Below are 19,660 nucleotides of genomic sequence, written 5' to 3' on the forward strand. Positions count from 1 at the left end.
CGTCCACAGCGACGCTGCAGCTCCGCGTACATGCGATATAACGTCGGCGGACGGAAAACGGTTCACTTTGAACCATTCTTCACCCTGGTGCGTCGTACCGGTTAGCGTCCGGTGACCTACGCCGGGCCCCAGCCGAGGAGCATCCCATGAAACAGCATTTGTGCACAGGTCTTGCCGCAGCGGCTCTCATAGCCGCACTTTCCGGCTGCGGCGGCAGCCCCGGAACCACCACCACAACAACCGCCGCACCCACCACTCCGGCAGCCACCAGCCCGGCCGCCGGCTCCCCCACCACAGCAGCCGCCGTCGACCTCAAGACAGCATCCTCCAGCGCCGGAAACATCGTGGTTGATTCCGCTGGCATGAGCGTCTATTTCTTCACCAAGGACGTTAAGGATTCCGGCACCAGCGCGTGCACGGGAGCGTGCCTGACCGCGTGGCCACCGCTCCTCACCACCGCGGCCACACCTGCCGCCGAAGGCATCACCGGCACGCTCGGGACAATCACGACGCCGGACGGGGCCAAGCAGGTGACCCTGAATGGACTGCCGCTGTACTACTTCGCGCAGGACAAGAAGCCCGGCGACGTCCTGGGGCAGGGCGTCAACGACGTCTGGTATCTGGCCACCCCGGCCGGGGAAATGATCCGGACGGCAGCATCAGGCTACTGACGGTTCAGGCGTTACGGATGGACGGATTTTATAGGGGACCCGGCCTACGGGTGGATGCCGGGCAGCGGGACCGGAGGCGTGGGTGGCAGGGGCAGGGCCGGGGGCTGTCCCTCGCCGTTCAGCGGCCCACCCGGCACCCCCGGCACCCCTGGCGTGACGTTTTCAGGTAGGGGAAGGTCCGGCAGGGGCACTGCCGGACCTGAACCCGATGGCGTGGGAGCGGGCTGCGTGGACTGGCTGGAACCGGATCCCGGAGCGGCCGGAACCGGCACAGTGACAGCCGGCCCGGTGGGCCCCACGGCCGGGACGCCGGGCTGGCCCGGAACCGGAGCCGGGGTCTCCACCGGAGCCGGGGCAGGTCCGCCGCCAACAGTGGACACGAAGGATGTCACTGCGTGGTTGACCTGGCCGATGGTATCCCTGATCCCCTGGTCGGAGGCTACGGCAACGGCGCCGCCGGCCGCCAGGGAAATGGTCACGGACAGCGTCGTGAGGGTGATCCGGTGCTTGGCCCGACGGCGGGCGGCGAGGTCGTCGGTTGCCGCGAACTCCGGGACAACCGTTGTCGCAGGCATTACTCCCGTTGCCGGAACCACCGCCAGGTGACGGGTGGCTGCCACGTGGCTCGGTGCAGGCGTCGGGACAGCAGTCCGTGTCACGGCAGGTCTCATCAGTGCGGCAACTGCATCGGACGGCATCGGCCGCTCAGCTGCGAGCCCCTGGAGCTCCAGCAGAACGTTGCGGAGGCCGCCGTCGTCGTCCAGCCCTGCCTCCAGCAGCAGCCGGTCGACAGACGCGTCGTCGCGGGAACCGTTCCGTGAGCCTGCGGTGTCACTCATGATCTGCCTGGTTTCTTCTAAGAGTCTGGTCCTTGAGATTTTGCAGCGCCCTGCGTTGGAGCTGCTTGATGGCACCCTGGGACTTGCCCATGATGCCGGCCACCTGTTCGATGGAGAGGTCGGCCACCACCCGCAATGCCAGGACCTCGCGGTGTTCATCGGTCAGGCCCGCCAGCAGGTGGGCCGCGCCGCCGCTGTTTTCCAAGGCGTGGTCCTCCGCGGACGCCGTGCTGCGCCCGTCCTGCAGGGGGTCGTACGGGGTGAAGTCCGGCCGGCGTTCAACCCGCCGGTAGTAGTCCACCATCCGGGCGTGGGCGATGGAAAACACCAACGACTTGGCGCCCTGCAGCCCGCCGGTCAGCTCACCAATCTTGGGGAAAAACGCCAGGAACACGTCCTGGGTGACGGCTTCGGGATCATCCACGCCGCGGGCCTTGAGGTAACCCAGGACTGCCCCGGAAAAGGTTCGATAGACAGCGCCGAAGAGCACAGCCGGATCAGCGCCGGCTGTGTCTGCAAATGTATCTATGTCTTCTTCGGCCAAAGTGTCTAGCACCAGTGGCTCCTCCATCCCGGGCAGCGGATTCGCTCATCCCGGTATTCGGCGCGGTGTGCTCCGCTGCTGTCGGTCAGCTATCTGGCTGCCATGTGGACTGCGGGAATCCGGTCCGTCCGGAGCCGGTTCCCGCAGTCCACACTAGCTGAGCAGGTCCTAGTGGCCCGAAACGGCCGGAACGTCTACAACCTCGCCGGGCACGGCGGGAACAGCAGGAACGGCGGGAACGGAAGGCTCGCCGTCGACACCCGGAACGGCAGGTACGGCGGGAATAGCCGGCACTGCGGGCAGTTCGGGGCGCTCGGCGTTGACGGCGGCAGAACCTTCGGCAGCTGCCTCGGCGTCTACGGCAGCGCCGGCCTGGGCCACAACGGCGGCGCAGAAGCTCTCAACGTTGGCTTCGCCGTCGGCCTTAACCACCAGCGAGGAGAACCCTTCGGAGGAGGCGTTCAGTCCGCCGTTGGTGAAGGCGGTGCAGAGGCCCAGGGATGCGGCGCCGGCAGCGTCAGCAGCAGCGGTCGCGGCGGCGGAGATGTTGGCCCCGGCGGCAACCTTGTCTTCGGATACATCCGCGTTGGCGGAAGCATCAGCCGTGGTGTCCGCTGCGGCATCTGCGGCTGCTGCTGCAGAACCGGCGGCGTCGGCGACTGCTTCGCCGCCAAGCTTCGGGGCCGGGGCGCCGAGCAGTTCGTGGGCGGTCTGCTGCGCGTCGGTAGGGAGGACGCCGGAAGCAGCTGCGACGCCGGTTCCACCGACGGCCAGGGTGCCCGCGGCGAGAACTCCGGCGGCGATTTTGCTGGAGGCGAGAACAGTGAACAACGACATATGAGACTCCAAAACCTAGAGAACAATTCAGATCCGGCTCCGTGAGGAACCCTCAGCCCCTACATCGCTGGCCGGACCTGGAAAGTTACGGCGCCTCCCAAGTTTCTTTCCAGTGCCCCGCTTCGGACCCATGGACCGCACTAGCATCGAGGCATGGCGATCACTCCGGAACAGCAGAAAACGGCCAAGACCTGGCAGACCATGGTGGACAGCAACAAGGCTCTGCTCCTGCGAAAGACGGGGCACAACGTCGCCTACTGGGCCGAGCAGGCACGCGCCGCCGGGCTGAAGAACGACGCCGAGCTCCGCCACTGGATGCGCGACGAGCACGGCGTTACGGGCTACGCGCAGTACGCCGTGTCCTGGGAGCTGTTCGGGTACCCGGAATTCATGCTGCGCGACGCCGGCGACCTTATCGACGGCCAGTACATCAACCACCCGGAGCTGCGGCCCATCGCCGATTCGCTCCTGGCGTGGGCGGCGGTCACCGAGGGCGTGGAGATCCAGATGCGGAAGGGCTACGTCTCGTTGCACAGCCCCCGCCGGAAGTTCGCCCAGGTCACCAGGACCACCAACACCGCCGTGGACGTCGCCCTGCGCCTGGACGCGCCTGTAGCGGGCCGGTTGGAAGCCCTGAACGCCCGCGCCGACGACCCCTTCGACCGCCGCGTCCGGCTCACGTCTTTGGAACAGGTGGACGAGGAACTGCTGGAAATCCTTGCGAGGGCGCTGGACCAGAACACGTAAGCGCGGGCCGGGCGAACCCGGCCCGCGCTGTGCTGCCCCGCGCTGAGGTGCGGCGTGCTACGCGTCGATCATCTCGTCGTCGTCCGCTTCCTCGAACTCCACCGCGGCGACGATTTCCCGGGTCTCCGGGTTGATCATGAACGCCTCTTCGTCGTCCTCGACCATGATGAAGTCGCCGTGGTCCGTGGTGAAGTGCCAGGCCAGCGTCTTCTCGCCGTCGTGCATGTAGTTGGGGTCGCCCATGGTGATCTTCTCCAGCGTGTGGCCGGCGATGGCGCACAGTTCGCGGATGATGACCTCGAAATCCGGGGCATCCTCCAGTGCTTCCTCGTCGGCCGCGGCCTGGCGCTCCTTGAGGTTGGGGATGAGCGCAACCTGACGCTCGATGTAGGAGGCGAGTTCCTCGTCGTCGAGCACCAGCAGCCCCTCCTGGCGCAGGAGCCAGGCGGCGTTGAGGGAGGTGATGTTTTCGGTTTCGAACAGTTCCTCGAACTCGCCGTCGAGCTCTTCGATGGTGCGCACGGCGTCGTTGGACTCTTCCTGGGTGTCCAGGTCGCCGTCGAGGTAGCGCTCCTCGTCTTCCACGGACAAGGCATCAAACGCCGCAACGGTTCGGTTGAAGAGCTCCAGGTGGGCGGTTGCGCCCATGCCGGCGAGACCCTCGCGGATGAGCGGGTCCACCTCGTCGCGGTCCGCGGTGAACACGTACTGGGCGAAGCCGCCCTCCAGGGACTGCGTGACGTAGAAGTCCACGTAGTAGCTGCCGAGCGCCACGGGCGCCATCTCGCCGGCGTCGAGCAGTTTCCCGTACATGGCGTTCACCACGTGAACGTTGGCATCTACAACCTCCTCGCTGCCTGCATCGATGCTGGCCTTCGTCAGGACGACGGGGTTCTGGCTCATGGTCATGGGATTCCTCACTGCTGAATGCCGGGTGCTGCTAGGGACACTTTCACGCTACGTCGGCGGGGGCGGCGCCGTGTTGAGGCGGAAGTGAACGTCAGGCGAAGTTTCAGGCTCCCGCCGGGCGAACTAAGATGAAGCAGATAACCTCCGATCGGACACGGCACCCCCGTGGCCAGCTGAAAGTAGCGCGCACCATGCCATCCCAACCGGACGAGAGTGCGGCACTGGCAATACAGACCCCCGCCATTAACGACCGCTCCCTCGCGGCCGGGTTGGCGTATGCCATGGGCAGCCGCATCTCCGGGATATCGTTCGACGCCGCCACCGGGCTGATGCTGGGCAAAGTCCGGGGAGGTGCCGACGTCCCCTACTCCACCACGGCCAAGCTGGTCCGGAAAACGGGCGGCTGGAGCTGCACCGTGGGTGTCTGCAGCTGCCCCGTCCGCAAGGACTGCAAGCACGTGGCCGCGCTGCTGTTCGCCGCCGAGGACAACCCGGCCATCCGCGTCCAGCTCCTGGCCCCGGCTGAAGTTTCCCGGCTTTCCCGCCAACCCGCAAGCCTGGACCTGGCCGACTGGGAGCAGGCACTGAGCCCGCTCATTTCGCAGCCGGGCATCACGCAGTCCATCAGCGGCATCCCGCTGGCCCTCCAGTTCGAGATCGAGGAACCGGCCCCGCACTTCTCCTACACAGGCCGCCGCGACCCGCTCCGCAGCGTCCGCCAGCTCAAGGCCCGGCCCGTGATCATGGGCGCCAAGGGCAAGTGGATCCGCGGCGACGTCTCCTGGAACACCCTGAGCTACCTGAACTTCCGCCGCGAATGCAACGAGGCGCACATCGAGTGGATGCAGGCCTTCCTGGCCGCACACACCGCCGCCGCCAACCGGGTTCACAACTCCTCCGCTCTGTGGCTGGGCCTGAACACCTTCGCCGGGAAGAACATGTGGAGCCTGCTCACCGACGCCAAAAAGATCGGCCTCGCCCTGGTTCACAGCCGCGGCACTGAGCCGGTGCGGCTCGCGGAGTCTCCCGCCGCCGTCGGGCTTAATTTGAGCCGTTACGGCTCTGCCGTTAGTGCACCCTCAGGTTCCGCAACAACGCACGACGACGGCGGGCTGGAGCTCGCGCCCACCATCACCGTTGAGGGGGAAGAGGTTGATCCGGCGTCGGTGGGGACCATTGGCCGCCCCGCGCACGGCATTTTCCTGACCACGGGAGGAGAGTCGCTGCCCGGTGTTTCCGCGGACAGCGTGATCACGCTGGCGCCGCTGGAAAGCGGGCTGAGCGAGGAGCTGCTGACGTTCGTCACGGCCGGCAGCACCCTGCATATTCCGGCGAAGGACGAGACGCGCTTCCTTACCGGCTTCTACCCGAAGCTCAAGCAGGCCGCCCGGGTCACGGCGACGGACGATTCGGTGGCGCTGCCCGCCCTGGCCGTTCCCACCCTTTCGCTGCTGGCCAATTACGGCGCGGACCACCGCGTCCGGCTGCATTGGGAATGGCATTACAAGTCCGGGAACCTTGTCACGGCCCAGCCGTTGTGGCGGCACCCCGGCGACCACGGCTACCGCGACGACACCGCCGAGGCCCGCATCCTGGAGGGCATCGGCCAGCCGTGGAACGTTGTTCCCGCTCTGGGCGAATCGGCCACCGGCGGCTGGGGCACGCCGCGCCTGTCCGCGTCCGCCGAACTGAACGGCCTGGACACGCTGGCCTTCACCGAAGACGTCCTCCCCGAGCTCCGGAACGCCCCGGACGTTTCAGTGGATACTGCAGGGGACATCGCCGACTACCGCGAGGCCGAGGAAGCGCCGGTCGTTTCCATCTCCACCAAGGCCACGGAACAGCGCGACTGGTTCGACCTCGGCATCCAGATCTCCCTTGAGGGCCAGCCGGTGTCCTTCGCCGCAGTGTTCTCCGCGCTGGCCGCCGGGCAGACCAAGATGCTCCTGCCCAGCGGCGCCTACTTCTCGCTGGATCTCCCGGAACTGCACCAGCTGCGCGCCCTGATCGAGGAGGCCCGCTCGCTGCAGGACAACAAGGACGCGCCGCTGCAGATCAGCCGTTTCCAGGCCGGGCTGTGGGACGAGCTCGCGCAGCTTGGCATCGTGGATGAGCAGGCCGCTGCCTGGCGTTCCGCGGTGGGCGGTTTGCTCGAGGGCGGGATCGACGGGCTGCCGCTGCCTGCTTCTCTCAATGCCGAACTGCGGCCCTACCAGCTGGAGGGTTACAACTGGCTGAGCTTCCTGTACAAGCACAGCCTCGGCGGGATCCTCGCGGACGACATGGGCCTGGGTAAGACCGTGCAGGCACTCGCCCTGATGTGCGCTGCGAAGGAGCAGGCTGGTTTAGTCTCTGACGGGGCTGATTCTGTCGGGGCGCAGGTTCCAGCGCCCGACGGCGGGACTCCCTTTCTGGTGGTGGCCCCCACCAGCGTCGTGGGCAACTGGGCGGCGGAGGCCGCACGCTTCGCGCCCGGCCTCACAGTCCGCATCGTGAGCGAAACCTTTGCCAAGAACAGCCAGGATGCGGCCGTTGAACTCGGCGGCGCGGACATCGTGATCACGTCCTACGCGCTGTTCCGGATCGACTACGATTCCTACGCGTCCAAGACCTGGGCCGGGCTGGTGCTCGACGAAGCCCAGTTTGTGAAGAACCACCAGTCGAAGGCCTACCAGTGCGCCCGGAAGCTGCCGGCGGCGTTCAAGCTGGCCATCACCGGCACCCCGCTGGAAAACAACCTCATGGAGTTCTGGGCACTGACCTCCATCGTGGCGCCGGGCCTGTTCTCCAGCCCCAAACGGTTCGCCGAGTACTACCAGAAGCCGGTGGAAAAGAACGGCGACAAGGGGCAGTTGGACAAGCTCCGCCGTCGGGTCCGTCCGCTCATGATGCGCCGCACCAAGGACCAGGTCATCGAGGACCTGCCGCCCAAGCAGGAGCAGATCCTCGAGGTGGTGCTGAACCCGCGCCACCAGAAGGTCTACCAGACGCACCTGCAGCGCGAGCGGCAGAAGATCCTGGGCCTGATCGAGGACGTGAACAAGAACCGGTTCACCATCTTCCAGTCGCTGACCCTGCTCCGTCAGCTGAGCCTGGACGCCTCGTTGGTGGATCCGTCGCTGTCCGGCGTGCGCTCTTCGAAGCTGGATGTGCTGTTCGAGCAGCTGGAGGACCTGGTGGCGGAGGGCCACCGGGCGCTGATCTTCAGCCAGTTCACCGGGTTCCTGGGCAAGGTCCGTGAACGGCTTGTGGAGGAGAAGATCGAGTTCTGCTATCTCGACGGCGGCACGCGGAACCGTACCGACGTCGTCAACGAATTCAAGAACGGTAGCGCGCCGGTGTTCCTGATTTCGCTGAAGGCCGGCGGGTTTGGCCTGAACCTGACTGAGGCCGACTACGTGTTCCTGCTGGATCCCTGGTGGAACCCCGCGTCCGAGGCGCAGGCCGTGGACCGGACGCACCGGATCGGGCAGGCGCGGAATGTGATGGTGTACCGACTGGTGGCCAAGGACACGATCGAGGAAAAGGTCATGGCCCTGAAGGCCCGGAAGTCGCAGCTGTTCGCGGATGTGATGGAGGGCGACGCCCTGTCCAGCGGGTCGATCACGGCCGAGGACCTCGCGGGCCTGTTCAAGGACTGAGCGCGAACGGACACTTAAGCCCCCGCACCGTCACAGGCTGACAGGATACCGGCCATCGCGTCCTGCTCGGCCTGGGTGACCCACAGGCTGTACTTGGCCTTCACGGCGGTCTGGCGGGCTACGTATTCGCACCGGAACGCCTTGTTTGGCGGGAGCCAGGTGGCCGCATCTTTGTCGCCCTTGGCGCCGTTGGTAGGCCCGTCGGCAGCCATCAGGTTCAAGGGATCGTTGGCCAGCTGCCGGCGCTGTTCGGCGCTGAGCTGCTGGCCGCCTTTCTGCCAGGCGTCGCTCAGGGCGATGAGGTGGTCGATCTGGACGGCGGAGCTGGTGGTGTTGCCGCGGACGAAGTTGATGGTTGTGCCGGTGTAATTGTCGGCCAGGGTACCGGTGGCAACGACGCAGTTTTGTGTACCGGGCTTGAACGTCTCACCTTCGAGGTCCCTGGCGAGGATGTCGTTTCGGGTTATATGCACCCCTTAAAGCGAACGAGGCACGTTCGTTAGGAGAGTCCGACACGCCGTAGCTCTGCGTTATCCCACACTCTTTTGGGACGGTGGGGAACTATTCCTCCTATGACATGGAGGCTAGAGGTCGCATTACTTGACGAGGGCTGGAAAACAAGGCTCGTTGTGAACAGCGAAAGTTATGAACCGCATCCGGAGGCCCTGGGTTTCGTGGTCGCGCTCAACGCCGCAGAGCGATCACAGAACACGATCAAAACTTATCTGGCGCCCGTCGCGGCCTTCCTATCATGGGCCGAAGAACAGTGCGTTGACTGGCGGAAGGTCAATATCCTCGAACTGACACGGTACAAGCGACACCTGCAAGAGTCCCCAAGTAGGACCGGATTGCCACGCTCACCAGCCACCGTGGGCCTAGCGCTTACAGCCGTCGGGGAATTTCTGCGTTACTGCGCTGCTAACGGTCACATCGATCCTGCCGTTGCGAGCCGGTTAGTGGAGAACCGCTTGGTGCGGTCCCGGCGGGGCGTTGGAGAGAACGCCCAGTTCCGCCGGACCCGGATCAATGCTTTGCGTGTGAACCTCGTTGAACGTCCCCCTGAGGTGTTTAGCAATGAGCAGGTAGACACCATGCGGGCGGTGGCTGGTACGGCCCGCGACCGCTTCATGTTGAGGATGCTGCATGACGGCGGGCCACGCATCGGAGAAGCGTTGGGCCTGCGCGCCGAGGATGTTCACCTCCTGCCAAACTCTCGATCGCTCGGGTGTCCGGTGGCTGGGCCCCATTTTCACGTCCACCGCCGTCCTGACAACCAGAACAATGCTCTGGCGAAGTCCAGACGTTCACGCCACCTGCCTGTCGCCGACACGTTCATTGAGGACTACCGGGACTACCAGCACGAGCGGTTCATGCGCTTAGGCGACCGGCAGAGCAGCTACTTGTTCGTCAATTATGCTGGCCCGGAAGTCGCTCAGCCGATGACGTACTCCAATGCCTACAAGATAATCTCTCGCCTCGGTCGAAAATGTGGATTCCGGGCAACACCGCACATGTTCCGGCACTCGGCAGCGACTGCATGGGTCGAGGCAGGGAGCGGCGTCGACGTAGTGCGGCTGTTGCGGCCGTGCACGCCACGCGGGTGCAGAAATGACCGTCGTCGCCCTAGAAAGACCGATCGCGCCACCATCCACACGCCAATCGTGGGAGCAGTTCCTATCTGATTCTCTTGCTCCTTCGTGGCGAACAGACGAGTGGGATCCAGAGACATGGACATTCGTCGGGCTCCTGGGCACGGCCCAAACGGATGCACCAGCTTGTCTACGTCCTGGATGTCAGAACTTAGGTCACGGAACGAAACAGTGGTGCTCTGGTTGCCGGAAAGACCTTCGTCTGGCTGGAACTGATGAATTGCCACCGAAGGTTTGGAATCAAAGAGCCAGCCGTTTAAACAAAAAGGCGCGTAGTTTCTCGCTTGCTGCGCTCCGGCCAGCGGTTCGGGACGAGGTGCTCTTCGGACTTCAAGAGGGCGACCGGCAACAGTTGGCTATTCGCCCCGTTCAGGTAAGTCATTTAATTCAGAAAATTCCTGCTCGAATCGAAACCATCCTGGACCTGCCAGATTCCGGGCTGACTGCCATGCAACGGTCCTTGTTGCGCGCGATACAACAGCGAATTCGGCGCCTACGGACCATTTATGACGGAGATGACGGCACTGCGGGAGACGTCTGGGACTGCGCCGTTGTCGGGCTCCTCTCACGTCCCGACCAGCCTTATCCCGCCGTCACGGGCAAGCTCGATTTCACCGTGATTCGACAGCGTTGGCTTCGTGACCTCGCACTTACTGTCCTACGCGCCAAGCGGCCGCACGTGACCGATTGCCACCGCTACCTTCAAGCCGCTGCTATGGCCAGCGCCGTTCTGTCCGGCCGGCCCAACGGAAACGTCCCCACGAAGCTAAGCGCTGGCGACATGTCCGCAGTGTGTCAGACCTTCAAAACGGCTACGTCGAAGATGGGCAAGCCATACTCCGACAGCCATCGCCGCGCTTTGCTGGGATGGTGGCGTCGGCTCATTGACTTCGCTCGATCTGCCGGAATGATGGACCAGATCCCAGGGACATTCGCGGTACGCGACGACGACATGTTCGGTGAGATGGAGACGAACGAGGATGCCACCCGCGCAATCCCGGAGGAATGGATCGCGCACCTCGATATGTATCTGCATTCACTGGGCACGTCCTCCGGCTACGAACCAGCTGGTTGGTCCTCCGAGGACCTCCGCGAAATGTATCGGGTTTATTATCAGGTGCTTCGCGATACTGGACGAAGGCCGAGTGAGATCGCCCGGCTCCCAGATCATCCCCTTGAGATTACCAAGGGCCAGCCATCACTCATTTACGACAACCGCAAAGCCGGACGTCTCTCCCGGCGCTTACCCATCGACCCTTCAACCGCGGCCGTCATTGAGCAGTGGACTGCCAGACTCGCTACCCTGCACATCCCACACGGCTGCGAGGGGCTGCTCTTCCCAGCGCCTGGAGCGCGCAACCGAGCCCGGCGGGGGCATCTCAACGCCAACCAATTCCGCAGAGTATTCGCCGGTTGGATCCGCATGATTCCAACACCAGCCGGACTCTCCGAGACTGCAGCCGACTTTCCTATGGAGGACATCGAACCCTACGGATTCCGGCACGCCTATGCACAGAGGCACGCGGACAACGGAACGCCGATCGACGTCCTTCGTGACTTAATGGACCACAAGGAAATCGAGACCACGATGGGCTACTACCGGGTGACCTTGACCCGGAAACAGGAAGCCGTGCAGCTAGTCGCGCAACTGGCACTAGACAGACATGGATCACCTGCACCGTTCGCTTCTGAAATCGCCTACCAGCGAGCAAGTGTTGCCACTGCATACGGTAACTGCACCGAGCCAAGCAATGTGAAGGCTGGGGGTAAGAGTTGCCCTATACGGTTCCAGTGCAGCGGGTGCGGGTTCTACCGTCCGGATCCTTCCTACTTGGCCGCAATTGAGCAGCAGCTCGCCCAGCTCCAAGCCGACCATGCCGTCGCACTTGCAGCCGATGTCGCCCGATGGGTACTCGAAAATCTAGACGAGCAGATCAAGTCCTACGACCTCATCGCCGTAACAATGCGTGCGCAGTTGGCCGCGCTCAATGACCCTGAACGGCGGGCGATTGAGTCTGCGTGCACCGACCTTCGCAAAGCGCGCCAGGGCACTTTGGTCCCTGTCGAAATTCTCAGACGGAGGCCAGATGACGGCAACTGATGTATCCGCTCGGACCGAACGACTGATCGCCAAGCGCAGAGAGGCGTCTGCGGAGAAGCAGGCTCACACGCTGGAAACTATTGAGCGTCTCCTCGTGCGCGCGAGAAAAGTGACGTTCGTCGATGTGCAGCGTGCCGCAGGAGTATCGACATGGTTCGTCTACAACAATGCCGTTGTCCGTGCCGCTATTGAGGTGGCCATGCGCGATCAGCGTGGCGAGCAGGCGAACACCACCGCGAATGCAGCCGATGACCGCACTGTCAAAGGTTTGAGGGCAGAGCTGGCCGATGCCAGGGCAGAGATACGTGACCTCCGCGGCGAACGTGAGCGGCTCCGCCTCAGACTTCAGCGCAACCTTGGCGAACAAGTAAGCACCCTCGCGAAACAGGAGCTTCTGGAACGGCTAAGAGTGCTTGAGAACGAGAACAGGCAACTACAAAACACGCTTCTCACGTCGAGCACCGAGCATGCCGCAGCTCGGCGGGAACTAGAACAATCTCGAGCCGAGCTCGACGGCGCCAGGCTCGCACTGCGCCAGATGATGCGCACCCATTCAACATCGAATTAGCACGCAGGTCCCCATGTCCTATAAATCAAAGAACACATGAACAAGCTGGGGACGAACAGAGCAAGGGATTATCCGCAGCATTAAGGGTCACATCACCCGGCCTATATATCGGGAACTCAACAGCAAGACACTCTGCCATGGCCCTGCACTGAGCGTCGCGACCCGGCAAGAACTCAAGCGTGCGGCGTGGTGGTCATCTGCAGATCAGGGATGGGCACGGTGTCGCTGCCGATGTAGATCACGCTAGTTTGACCGTGTCTGGCCAAATGCGCCCGATAGCCGGGAATATGAAGTGTGATGGCGGTCTGGATGGTGCCGTCTATGGTCATTTCGGCGTCGCCCGTGATTCCGCGTGCGGCTAGTTGCTCCTGCTGTGAAGTGAGTTGCATTCCTCGTGGTTGGTCGGGGTCAGCGGCGGGACGGCCGACAGCCAGCTCGACATTCACGCTGAATTCGATCAAGGCGGAGCGCAAAAAGTCTCCGGGAGCGCCATGGGCTGGCGAAGGGGTCAATTCGCGGACGGTGCGGGCCCGCGCTGCGAGTTGGTTGTTGACCCGGTAGTCGATGTCGATGCACCAGATCCGATCATCTACGGCTCCACCGCTTATATCCAGCCGGGCGCCGGGCGGCGGGGCAGTGAGCACAGCAACAGCTTGCCCGAACTGGGCAAGCATCTCGGTCTGGCTGGGGATCCGCCGTGGTGGCGGATCCCCAGCATTGGTGAAATCCATACGGCTAGAGTACGCGCATCAGTAGATGGTGGCGTCGTCAAATGGCGAGCCGGAAACGCAAATCGTTCCGTCATTCAACATCGCCCAGCTTCCGCTGTTTACCTCTGCCCAAGAGTATCCGAGGGCCATATTGATGAGAGTGCGGTAGCCGGACCAGCTGGCCCCGCCCGTGTAGTTGGGCTTGTACCAGGGCTGCTCGCTGTATCCGGCGTTGTCATAGATGCCGACGTACCAGCCGTAGGCGATGACTGGGGCAATTACTGTGAATCCCGTGGCAATCGTGGCGTTCCGGTTGCCGATGCCTTTGTATTCGATCCAGGATGAGCCGCAGTTGCCATAGGCGACTCCGGCTGGGACAGCCAGCGCGGTCCTATGGAGCTGTGTGGCCGCGGTCTGGGGCTTCTGGCCGTAGCCCACGGTCACAACAGCATCCGCGGTGTTTGAGGTGGCTGCCGCGGCCTTGTTGGCCGGATGTGGCTTGGCTTGCCATTTCTGGAACGCTTCTGCCGGGAGCTGCAGCTTTTGGCCGTTTTCCAGCGTCAGAATGCCGCCGCCGGTGTTCGCAGAGGCGGACACCACTTGGTATGCCGTCATCCCCGCCTCCGGGGAGCTGTGAGTTCCTTCGGTTTCCGCGTTGGCCGGTGCCGCCAACAAGCTCAGCGAAACAGCCGCGACAATCGCGGCTGCGAGACTACCTTTGATAGCTTTTTGGCCACTCGGGCCCTTACTGTCATACCGGATTTCATAAGACTGCGAAATGACATGTGAATCCCCCGATTCAATTGGATACCTCCCCAATGAGGTATCTCTAACGTGAGGCTAGTGCCGGGCAAGAAAATTTACAATCTTTGGATAAACTACTTTTGCCAGCGGCTGGTTCCGAGTCCGGAACGTTGGACGGACGTCGACGGGGGTCAGCATCCGAGTGTTATCTCTGGCTTGACGAATTTGAAGCATCAAGTGGACGGGTCGCCTCGGTTACCGTAGGCAAACGCAGTTCCGGGCAGGATGACAGAACTTGCGCCATTGCGTCCTTCTCGGCTCCTGTTACCCAGAGCTCGTACTTGGCCTTCACCGCGATCTGACGGGCAACATAAGTGCAACGAAACTGCTTATTGGGAGGAAGCCAGGACGCAGCATCTGAAGCCCTCTTTTGCTGGTTGCTTCGGCCGTCTGCCGCGAGGAGGTTCAAAGGGTCATTGGCGAATGAGATCCGCTCATCGCGTGTAAGTTGTTGCGCGCCCTTTTGCCATGCATCACCAAGGGCAGAAACGTGATCGATTTGGACCGCCATCGAGGAAGTCGCGCCACGAGTGAACTGTATTTTCCGCGCGGTGTATGGGTCGTTCAGAATCCCAGACTTGACCACGCAGTGGGGCGCGGCTCTCACGGGGGGAGGCGTCTTGCACGCGATCGAGGTAAGGTCCCGCGACAGAATGTCTTCGCGTGTCGATAGCCCGTTATTAGCCCACTCAGCACCACTCTCGTCGGTCCACGCTTCGCCAAACTCACTTCGCGTATAGCCGGTCTTCGGCGCTCGACCCTTGACTGGCAGGGAATCCAGTGCAGCCAACGCGCTGCCGGGATGGCTCTCTTGGGCCGTAACAGGCTGGAGCGAAGGCAATGTCGCACAGCCACTCAGCACGAAAGTCGTCAGCACGACGACAAGCAAACGACTTATGTTCGTCGAAAGGTTGCGGCATTCGTCACGCACGTCGCTCAAAACAAAACGCCGTTCAGATGCCCTTCCACCGCCCACCATCACAGGGATTCCGCCGTTTCAGCTGTCATGGGAGTGCAGATAATTCTCGTGTCGCAGCCGTTTCGGTCGACGTCGGCCCAGGCGGGGCCGAATTCCTCGCGGGTGTAGCCGGTCTTGGGGGCACGCCCCTTCACCGGGATGGTTTCCAGCTGGGCGAGGGCCGTTGCCACGTCGGCCGGGCTCACAGATGATTCGCCGGAGTTGCCCGACGGCGGTGCTTCCCTGACAGCTTCGGCCACCTTGGTTGCGGCCTGCGTTGCGGCCTGGGCTGCGGCGTCACAACCGGTGAGGGCGCTGGCGAGAAGCAGAGTGGTGAACAGCGTCAGTGCTTTGGTGGCGGCGGAGCGGTTGATCGTTATGTCCTTCAGGAGTACGGCGGAGGTGAACACGCTACTAGCGCGGGACGTTCTGACCTGTCATGCCGGGGAGTGGGGTCTGTCACCCGACCCGTCATGCTGGCCCGCATGCTTGGGCCGACTGAGTGGGCCGACTGAGACTCGGAAAGCCTCGCCGGAGCACTCGAGAGCCGGAAAGCCCTGCGTTTGGGGGAGATTCCGAACTTCTTTTCGCGTGGTCACGCTGCCAACCTTAAATGTCGTACCCCCTCGACATGATGGAGGTATGGACAACACGGCAGCGGCAGAGATTCTGGAGACCATCTCGGCCTCTGCTTTGCAGCTGGCCGGTGTGCTTCGCGGGACGGCCGTGGATCCGGCCGCTGACCTGGCCGCAGGCCCTGCCTGCGGCCGGGCTGCAACTGGTCCGGATGGTGCCCCTTCAGTGACTGGTCCGTCCGCAACGTGTGGGGACCTGGCTCGCTGGCAGGCTGAGCTTTGCGTGACCGTCCTGTCGGGGACCGTGGAGTTGGAAGCCATGTTCGCTGCCGTGAAGGTCCATGCCGCCAGCGGTTACGACGAGGCCGCCCAGACCATCGCGGGCCCCATCACTTCGCCGCAGGAGCAGACCGCCCAGGACAGGGGCATCGTGGCCGAGGTTGCCTGCGCCCTGACAGTCAGCGAACGCACGGGTGACGCGCTGCTGGGCGAAGCGCACCGCCTGACCACCGCTCTGCCTTTGACGCTGGCCGCCCTGGAAGCAGGGACCATTTCGTGGCAGCACGCCCGGATCATGGTGGACGAAACAGGCAATCTGGATCCCGTCGGCGCGGCTGCGTTGGAGGCGCACTTCCTGGGCCCGGAGGCACCCAACCCGGCGCGGGGTTGCCTGGCCGGGGAGATGATCCCGTCCCGGTTCCGCGCCAAGGCCCGGACCTGGCGCGAACGCCACCACCCGGACAGCATCCAAACACGCCACACCCGCAGCGCGGCGGACCGGCGGCTGGAGTACTCCCCGGACCGTGACGGCATGGCCTGGCTCTCCGCCTACCTCCCGGCCGATCAGGCCTCCGGGATCTGGGACCGCGCCACCAGCGCCGCCCGCGCTCTGCAGGGACCCACCGAGTCCAGGACCCTCACCCAACTCCGTGCCGACAGCGCCGCGGCTTGGCTTCTGGGCGGGCAGGCCGATCTGATCCCGTCACCCAAGGCGCAAGTCCTGGTCACGGTGCCGGTCTTCGCGCTTATGGGCCTGACCGATGAACCCGCGATGCTCGATGGGTACGGGCCAATCCCGCCGTCCATGGCCCGCCACCTGATCGCCGACGGCGCCGATTCGTTCCACCGCGTCCTGACAGACCCCCGCGACGGCGCACCGCTGGAAATCGGCCGTGACAGCTACCGGATCCCCAAAGCGATGCGCCAATGGCTTAGATTGCGGGATGGAAAGTGCCCATTCCCCGGCTGCAGCAACCACTCTTTGGACAACGAAGCCGACCACCTTCTCGCCTGGGCCCACGGCGGCACCACCGGCATATCAAATCTCGGGCAGCCATGCCATCGGCATCACCGGTTGAGACACACCACCGGTTGGACACCCACCGCAGCCACCAAAGATGACCCACCGGGCTGGATATCTCCCACCGGACGGCACTACGCCAGCGAACACCCCGACTGGGAACCACCGACCTGGCCAGCCCAGGTCCTGGAGCAACCGAGGGACCTCGAACTTGGCCAGGCCCCGCCCAAATACACACAGCCCGAGGACATCCCGCCCGGTGACCCGCTGCCCGAGTGGACATGGCCGCATCAGCCGCCCGAGGACCCGCTCCCGGACGGGGCGCTCCTCCGCACGTCCGAGGACGTCACCTTATAACGGAACGACTTCCTTCAGTCCAGCTGCGGGAAAGCACTTTCCCGCATATGCTGTACGGAATTCTGACTGCCCATCCACCTGGAGATTCCCCGTGCACACCGAAGCCGCCGCTTCCCGTTTTTCCCGTGCAACTGCAGCACACAGCGTCGCGCCACTCAGCTGTGACGCCTTCAAATCTCCCTATCAGGATCCCGTCTGGGACGGCCCCACAGACCCCATTCTGGTATCCGACCATCTGACCGGCGACTGGGTGCTCTACTACACTCAACGCCGGGCAACGGAAACCGGCCTGACGGGTGTCGAGTGGGTGCACGGCACGGCAATCGGGGTGGCCCGCTCGTCCGATGGCGGCCTCAACTGGCAATATCAGGGCACGCTGGACGGACTGGTCCCGCCAGGAACTGAACTTCCCGCCACACTCTGGGCGCCCGACGTCGTCCGAATCGGTGACCAATGGATCATGTACCTGACGGTCCTCGCAGGCGTGCGGACCGATTGGACAGGCAACGCCGCCATCGTCCAGTTCGCCAGCGCGGACTTGGTCACCTGGGAATTCCTCGGTGCCATCGACCTGGATTCTCCGCGGGTCATCGACGCGGCAGTGGCCCTCTGCGGAGACGGTCTGCATCGGCTCTGGTACAAGGATGAATCCCGGGGATCCAACACCTACAGCGCGGCAAGCAGGACCCCGGCCGATCCGTCGTCGTGGGTTCTTGAAGGCCTGACCATCGGCGGGCGTCCGCACGAAGGACCCAAAGTCTTCAAGCTCGGCGGCCAGTTCTGGATGATCGTGGACGAATGGCGTGGCCAGGCGATCTACCGGTCCGAGGACGCCTCAGGCGACTGGACGCGGCAGGAATATTCTGAGGGGCTCATCCTGACGGCACCTGAAACGGCCGACGGCGGCCCGGTAGTAGGACGGCACGCGGACGTGGTGCCGCTGGAGGCCACGGCAGACGGTAAGGAGCGGGCACTCATCGTGTATTTCACCCATCCGCACTGGAACGGCGCGGATATCGACGGCATGACAGCGGACCCCAAGACCCGCCTCAGCCACGTCCGGGCCGCAGTGCTGGAAGTGCAGGACGGCACCCTGCTCTGCCGGCATGCCGTCAGATGAGACCCTGCGCCAGCATGGCGTCAGCTACCTTGACGAAGCCGCCGATGTTGGCACCGAGCACGTAGTTGCCCGGGTCGCCGTACTCGTCCGCGGTTGACGCGCAGCGGTGGTGGATCCCCACCATGATCTCCGTGAGCCGCTGTTCAGTGTGCTCGAAAGACCAGGAATCGCGGCTGGCGTTCTGCTGCATCTCAAGCGCCGACGTCGCCACGCCGCCTGCGTTCGCGGCCTTGCCCGGCCCGAACAGCACGCCAGCATCCTGGAACACCGAGACAGCGTCGCGGGTGGAGGGCATGTTCGCACCTTCGCCGATGGCGACCAAGCCGTTGCGGACCAAGCGAGCGGCAGCATCGCCGTCGAGCTCGTTCTGCGTGGCGCACGGGAGCGCCACCGTTGCGTCGACATCCCACACCGATCCGGCTTCAACATAGGAAACGCCGGGACGGCGGAGAGCGTAATCCTTGAGGCGTCCGCGTTCAACTTCCTTGACCTCGCGGAGGAGCGCGACGTCGATTCCCGCCTCATCCACGATGTAGCCGGAGGAATCGGAGCAGGCCACCACGCTGGCACCGAGCGCCTGCGCTTTGGCAATGGCGTTGATGGCCACGTTGCCGGAACCTGACACCACCACGCGCTGCCCGTCGAAGGACGATCCACGGGTTTTCAGCATCTCCTGGGTGAAGATGACAGTGCCGTAGCCGGTGGCTTCCGGCCGCACCAGCGAGCCGCCCCAGGACATGCCCTTGCCGGTGAGGACGCCGGATTCGTAGCGGTTGGTGATGCGCTTGTACTGCCCGAAGAGGTAGCCGATTTCGCGGCCGCCGACGCCGATATCCCCGGCCGGCACGTCGGTGTACTCGCCGATGTGGCGATACAGCTCGGTCATGAACGACTGGCAGAACCGCATCACTTCGGCATCGCTGCGGCCACGGGGATCGAAGTCCGAGCCGCCCTTGCCGCCGCCGATAGGCATGCCGGTGAGGGCGTTCTTGAAGATCTGCTCGAAGCCCAGGAACTTCACAATGCCCAAGTAGACAGAGGGGTGGAAGCGCAGGCCGCCTTTGTACGGGCCGAGGGCGGAGTTGAATTCAACCCGGAACCCACGGTTGATCTGCACGCGGCCGGAGTCGTCGGTCCACGGAACGCGGAAGATGATCTGGCGTTCGGGCTCGCAGAGCCGCTCCAGGATGGCCGCTTCGATCAGCTCGGGGTGCCGGTCGTGGACGGGACCAAGGCTCTCAAAAACCTCGGTCACTGCCTGGTGGAATTCAGCTTCACCAGGGTTCCGCGCCAGTACCGTATTCCGGATGGCCTCAAGCCGAGCGTCCAC

The 19,660-nt window shown here is 63.9% G+C and carries 18 protein-coding genes; 8 read left to right on the forward strand and 10 right to left on the reverse strand.

The genetic code is table 11. The features are described 5' to 3' along the window. The first annotated feature begins 146 nt into the window (after window positions 1–146). Window positions 147–671, forward strand: a complete 525-nt coding sequence (locus AC3IT0_RS20710; RefSeq protein ID WP_489321521.1) for a COG4315 family predicted lipoprotein — start codon at window positions 147–149, stop codon at window positions 669–671. A 44-nt stretch (window positions 672–715) separates the two neighbouring features. On the opposite strand, the gene AC3IT0_RS20715 is transcribed toward AC3IT0_RS20710, so the two are convergent. The 3 genes from AC3IT0_RS20715 to AC3IT0_RS20725 all read right to left on the reverse strand — a co-directional run bounded on the left by AC3IT0_RS20715 (window position 716) and on the right by AC3IT0_RS20725 (window position 2,891). Continuing rightward, window positions 716–1,510: a hypothetical protein gene (locus tag AC3IT0_RS20715; protein ID WP_489321522.1), complete on the reverse strand. Its 795-nt coding sequence runs from the start codon at window positions 1,508–1,510 to the stop codon at window positions 716–718. Beyond that, on the reverse strand, window positions 1,503–2,081 hold the full coding sequence (locus AC3IT0_RS20720; protein ID WP_489321523.1) for an RNA polymerase sigma factor: 579 nt from the start codon (window positions 2,079–2,081) through the stop codon (window positions 1,503–1,505). Before AC3IT0_RS20720 ends, AC3IT0_RS20715 begins: the two co-directional genes overlap by 8 nt. Window positions 2,082–2,222: 141 nt before the next feature. After that, window positions 2,223–2,891: a protein tyrosine phosphatase gene (locus AC3IT0_RS20725; protein WP_489321524.1), complete on the reverse strand. Its 669-nt coding sequence runs from the start codon at window positions 2,889–2,891 to the stop codon at window positions 2,223–2,225. A gap of 153 nt (window positions 2,892–3,044) precedes the next feature. On the opposite strand from AC3IT0_RS20725, the gene AC3IT0_RS20730 reads away from it, so the two are divergent. Beyond that, window positions 3,045–3,638 carry a DUF5655 domain-containing protein gene (locus AC3IT0_RS20730; RefSeq protein WP_489321525.1) on the forward strand — a complete coding sequence of 198 codons (594 nt, stop codon included), beginning with the start codon at window positions 3,045–3,047 and terminating at the stop codon, window positions 3,636–3,638. 57 nt (window positions 3,639–3,695) lie between these two features. On the opposite strand, the gene AC3IT0_RS20735 is transcribed toward AC3IT0_RS20730, so the two are convergent. Beyond that, a complete protein-coding gene (locus tag AC3IT0_RS20735; RefSeq protein ID WP_489321526.1) occupies window positions 3,696–4,547 on the reverse strand; it encodes a DMP19 family protein in 852 nt (283 codons plus the stop codon). Window positions 4,548–4,738: 191 nt separating this feature from the next. On the opposite strand from AC3IT0_RS20735, the gene AC3IT0_RS20740 reads away from it, so the two are divergent. After that, entirely contained in the window at window positions 4,739–8,188 is a 3,450-nt protein-coding gene (locus AC3IT0_RS20740; RefSeq protein WP_489321527.1) for a DEAD/DEAH box helicase, read from the forward strand. Window positions 8,189–8,202: 14 nt separating this feature from the next. Here the strand turns inward: AC3IT0_RS20740 and AC3IT0_RS20745 are convergent, their stop codons facing one another. Continuing rightward, complete coding sequence (locus tag AC3IT0_RS20745; protein WP_489321528.1) at window positions 8,203–8,661, reverse strand: HNH endonuclease family protein; 459 nt, start codon at window positions 8,659–8,661, stop codon at window positions 8,203–8,205. Window positions 8,662–8,817: 156 nt separating this feature from the next. On the opposite strand from AC3IT0_RS20745, the gene AC3IT0_RS20750 reads away from it, so the two are divergent. The 3 genes from AC3IT0_RS20750 (at window position 8,818) to AC3IT0_RS20760 (ending at window position 12,506) form a co-directional block, all read left to right on the forward strand. Beyond that, complete coding sequence (locus AC3IT0_RS20750; RefSeq protein ID WP_489321529.1) at window positions 8,818–9,870, forward strand: tyrosine-type recombinase/integrase; 1,053 nt, start codon at window positions 8,818–8,820, stop codon at window positions 9,868–9,870. Between the two features lie 187 nt (window positions 9,871–10,057). Beyond that, complete coding sequence (locus AC3IT0_RS20755) at window positions 10,058–11,938, forward strand: tyrosine-type recombinase/integrase (protein WP_489321530.1); 1,881 nt, start codon at window positions 10,058–10,060, stop codon at window positions 11,936–11,938. After that, complete coding sequence (locus AC3IT0_RS20760; RefSeq protein ID WP_489321531.1) at window positions 11,925–12,506, forward strand: DUF6262 family protein; 582 nt, start codon at window positions 11,925–11,927, stop codon at window positions 12,504–12,506. Before AC3IT0_RS20755 ends, AC3IT0_RS20760 begins: the two co-directional genes overlap by 14 nt. A 173-nt stretch (window positions 12,507–12,679) precedes the next feature. Here AC3IT0_RS20760 and AC3IT0_RS20765 read toward each other — a convergent pair whose 3' ends face one another. The 4 genes from AC3IT0_RS20765 to AC3IT0_RS20780 form a co-directional block, all read right to left on the reverse strand. Next, window positions 12,680–13,237, reverse strand: coding sequence for a hypothetical protein (locus AC3IT0_RS20765; protein WP_489321532.1), 558 nt, complete (start codon window positions 13,235–13,237; stop codon window positions 12,680–12,682). Between the two features lie 18 nt (window positions 13,238–13,255). Continuing rightward, window positions 13,256–13,831 carry a hypothetical protein gene (locus AC3IT0_RS20770; RefSeq protein WP_489321533.1) on the reverse strand — a complete coding sequence of 192 codons (576 nt, stop codon included), beginning with the start codon at window positions 13,829–13,831 and terminating at the stop codon, window positions 13,256–13,258. 334 nt (window positions 13,832–14,165) lie between these two features. Continuing rightward, complete coding sequence (locus tag AC3IT0_RS20775) at window positions 14,166–14,999, reverse strand: HNH endonuclease family protein (RefSeq protein WP_489323857.1); 834 nt, start codon at window positions 14,997–14,999, stop codon at window positions 14,166–14,168. Then, the gene (locus tag AC3IT0_RS20780) at window positions 14,999–15,388 is read right to left on the reverse strand and encodes a hypothetical protein (RefSeq protein WP_489321534.1); all 390 of its coding nucleotides are present in this window, start codon (window positions 15,386–15,388) and stop codon (window positions 14,999–15,001) included. The genes AC3IT0_RS20775 and AC3IT0_RS20780 overlap by 1 nt, the downstream gene beginning before the upstream one ends. A 232-nt stretch (window positions 15,389–15,620) precedes the next feature. On the opposite strand from AC3IT0_RS20780, the gene AC3IT0_RS20785 reads away from it, so the two are divergent. Both AC3IT0_RS20785 and AC3IT0_RS20790 read left to right on the forward strand, forming a co-directional pair. Beyond that, window positions 15,621–17,210 (forward strand): HNH endonuclease signature motif containing protein, encoded by a 1,590-nt coding sequence (locus AC3IT0_RS20785; RefSeq protein WP_489321535.1) that lies wholly within the window; start codon window positions 15,621–15,623, stop codon window positions 17,208–17,210. 91 nt (window positions 17,211–17,301) lie between these two features. Next, window positions 17,302–18,330, forward strand: coding sequence for a glycoside hydrolase family protein (locus AC3IT0_RS20790; protein ID WP_489321536.1), 1,029 nt, complete (start codon window positions 17,302–17,304; stop codon window positions 18,328–18,330). On the opposite strand, the gene gdhA is transcribed toward AC3IT0_RS20790, so the two are convergent. Then, entirely contained in the window at window positions 18,323–19,660 is a 1,338-nt protein-coding gene (gene gdhA, locus AC3IT0_RS20795) for an NADP-specific glutamate dehydrogenase (protein ID WP_489321537.1), read from the reverse strand. The genes AC3IT0_RS20790 and gdhA overlap by 8 nt on opposite strands.

The sequence above is a fragment of the Pseudarthrobacter sp. KH_020_B genome (assembly GCF_057840185.1).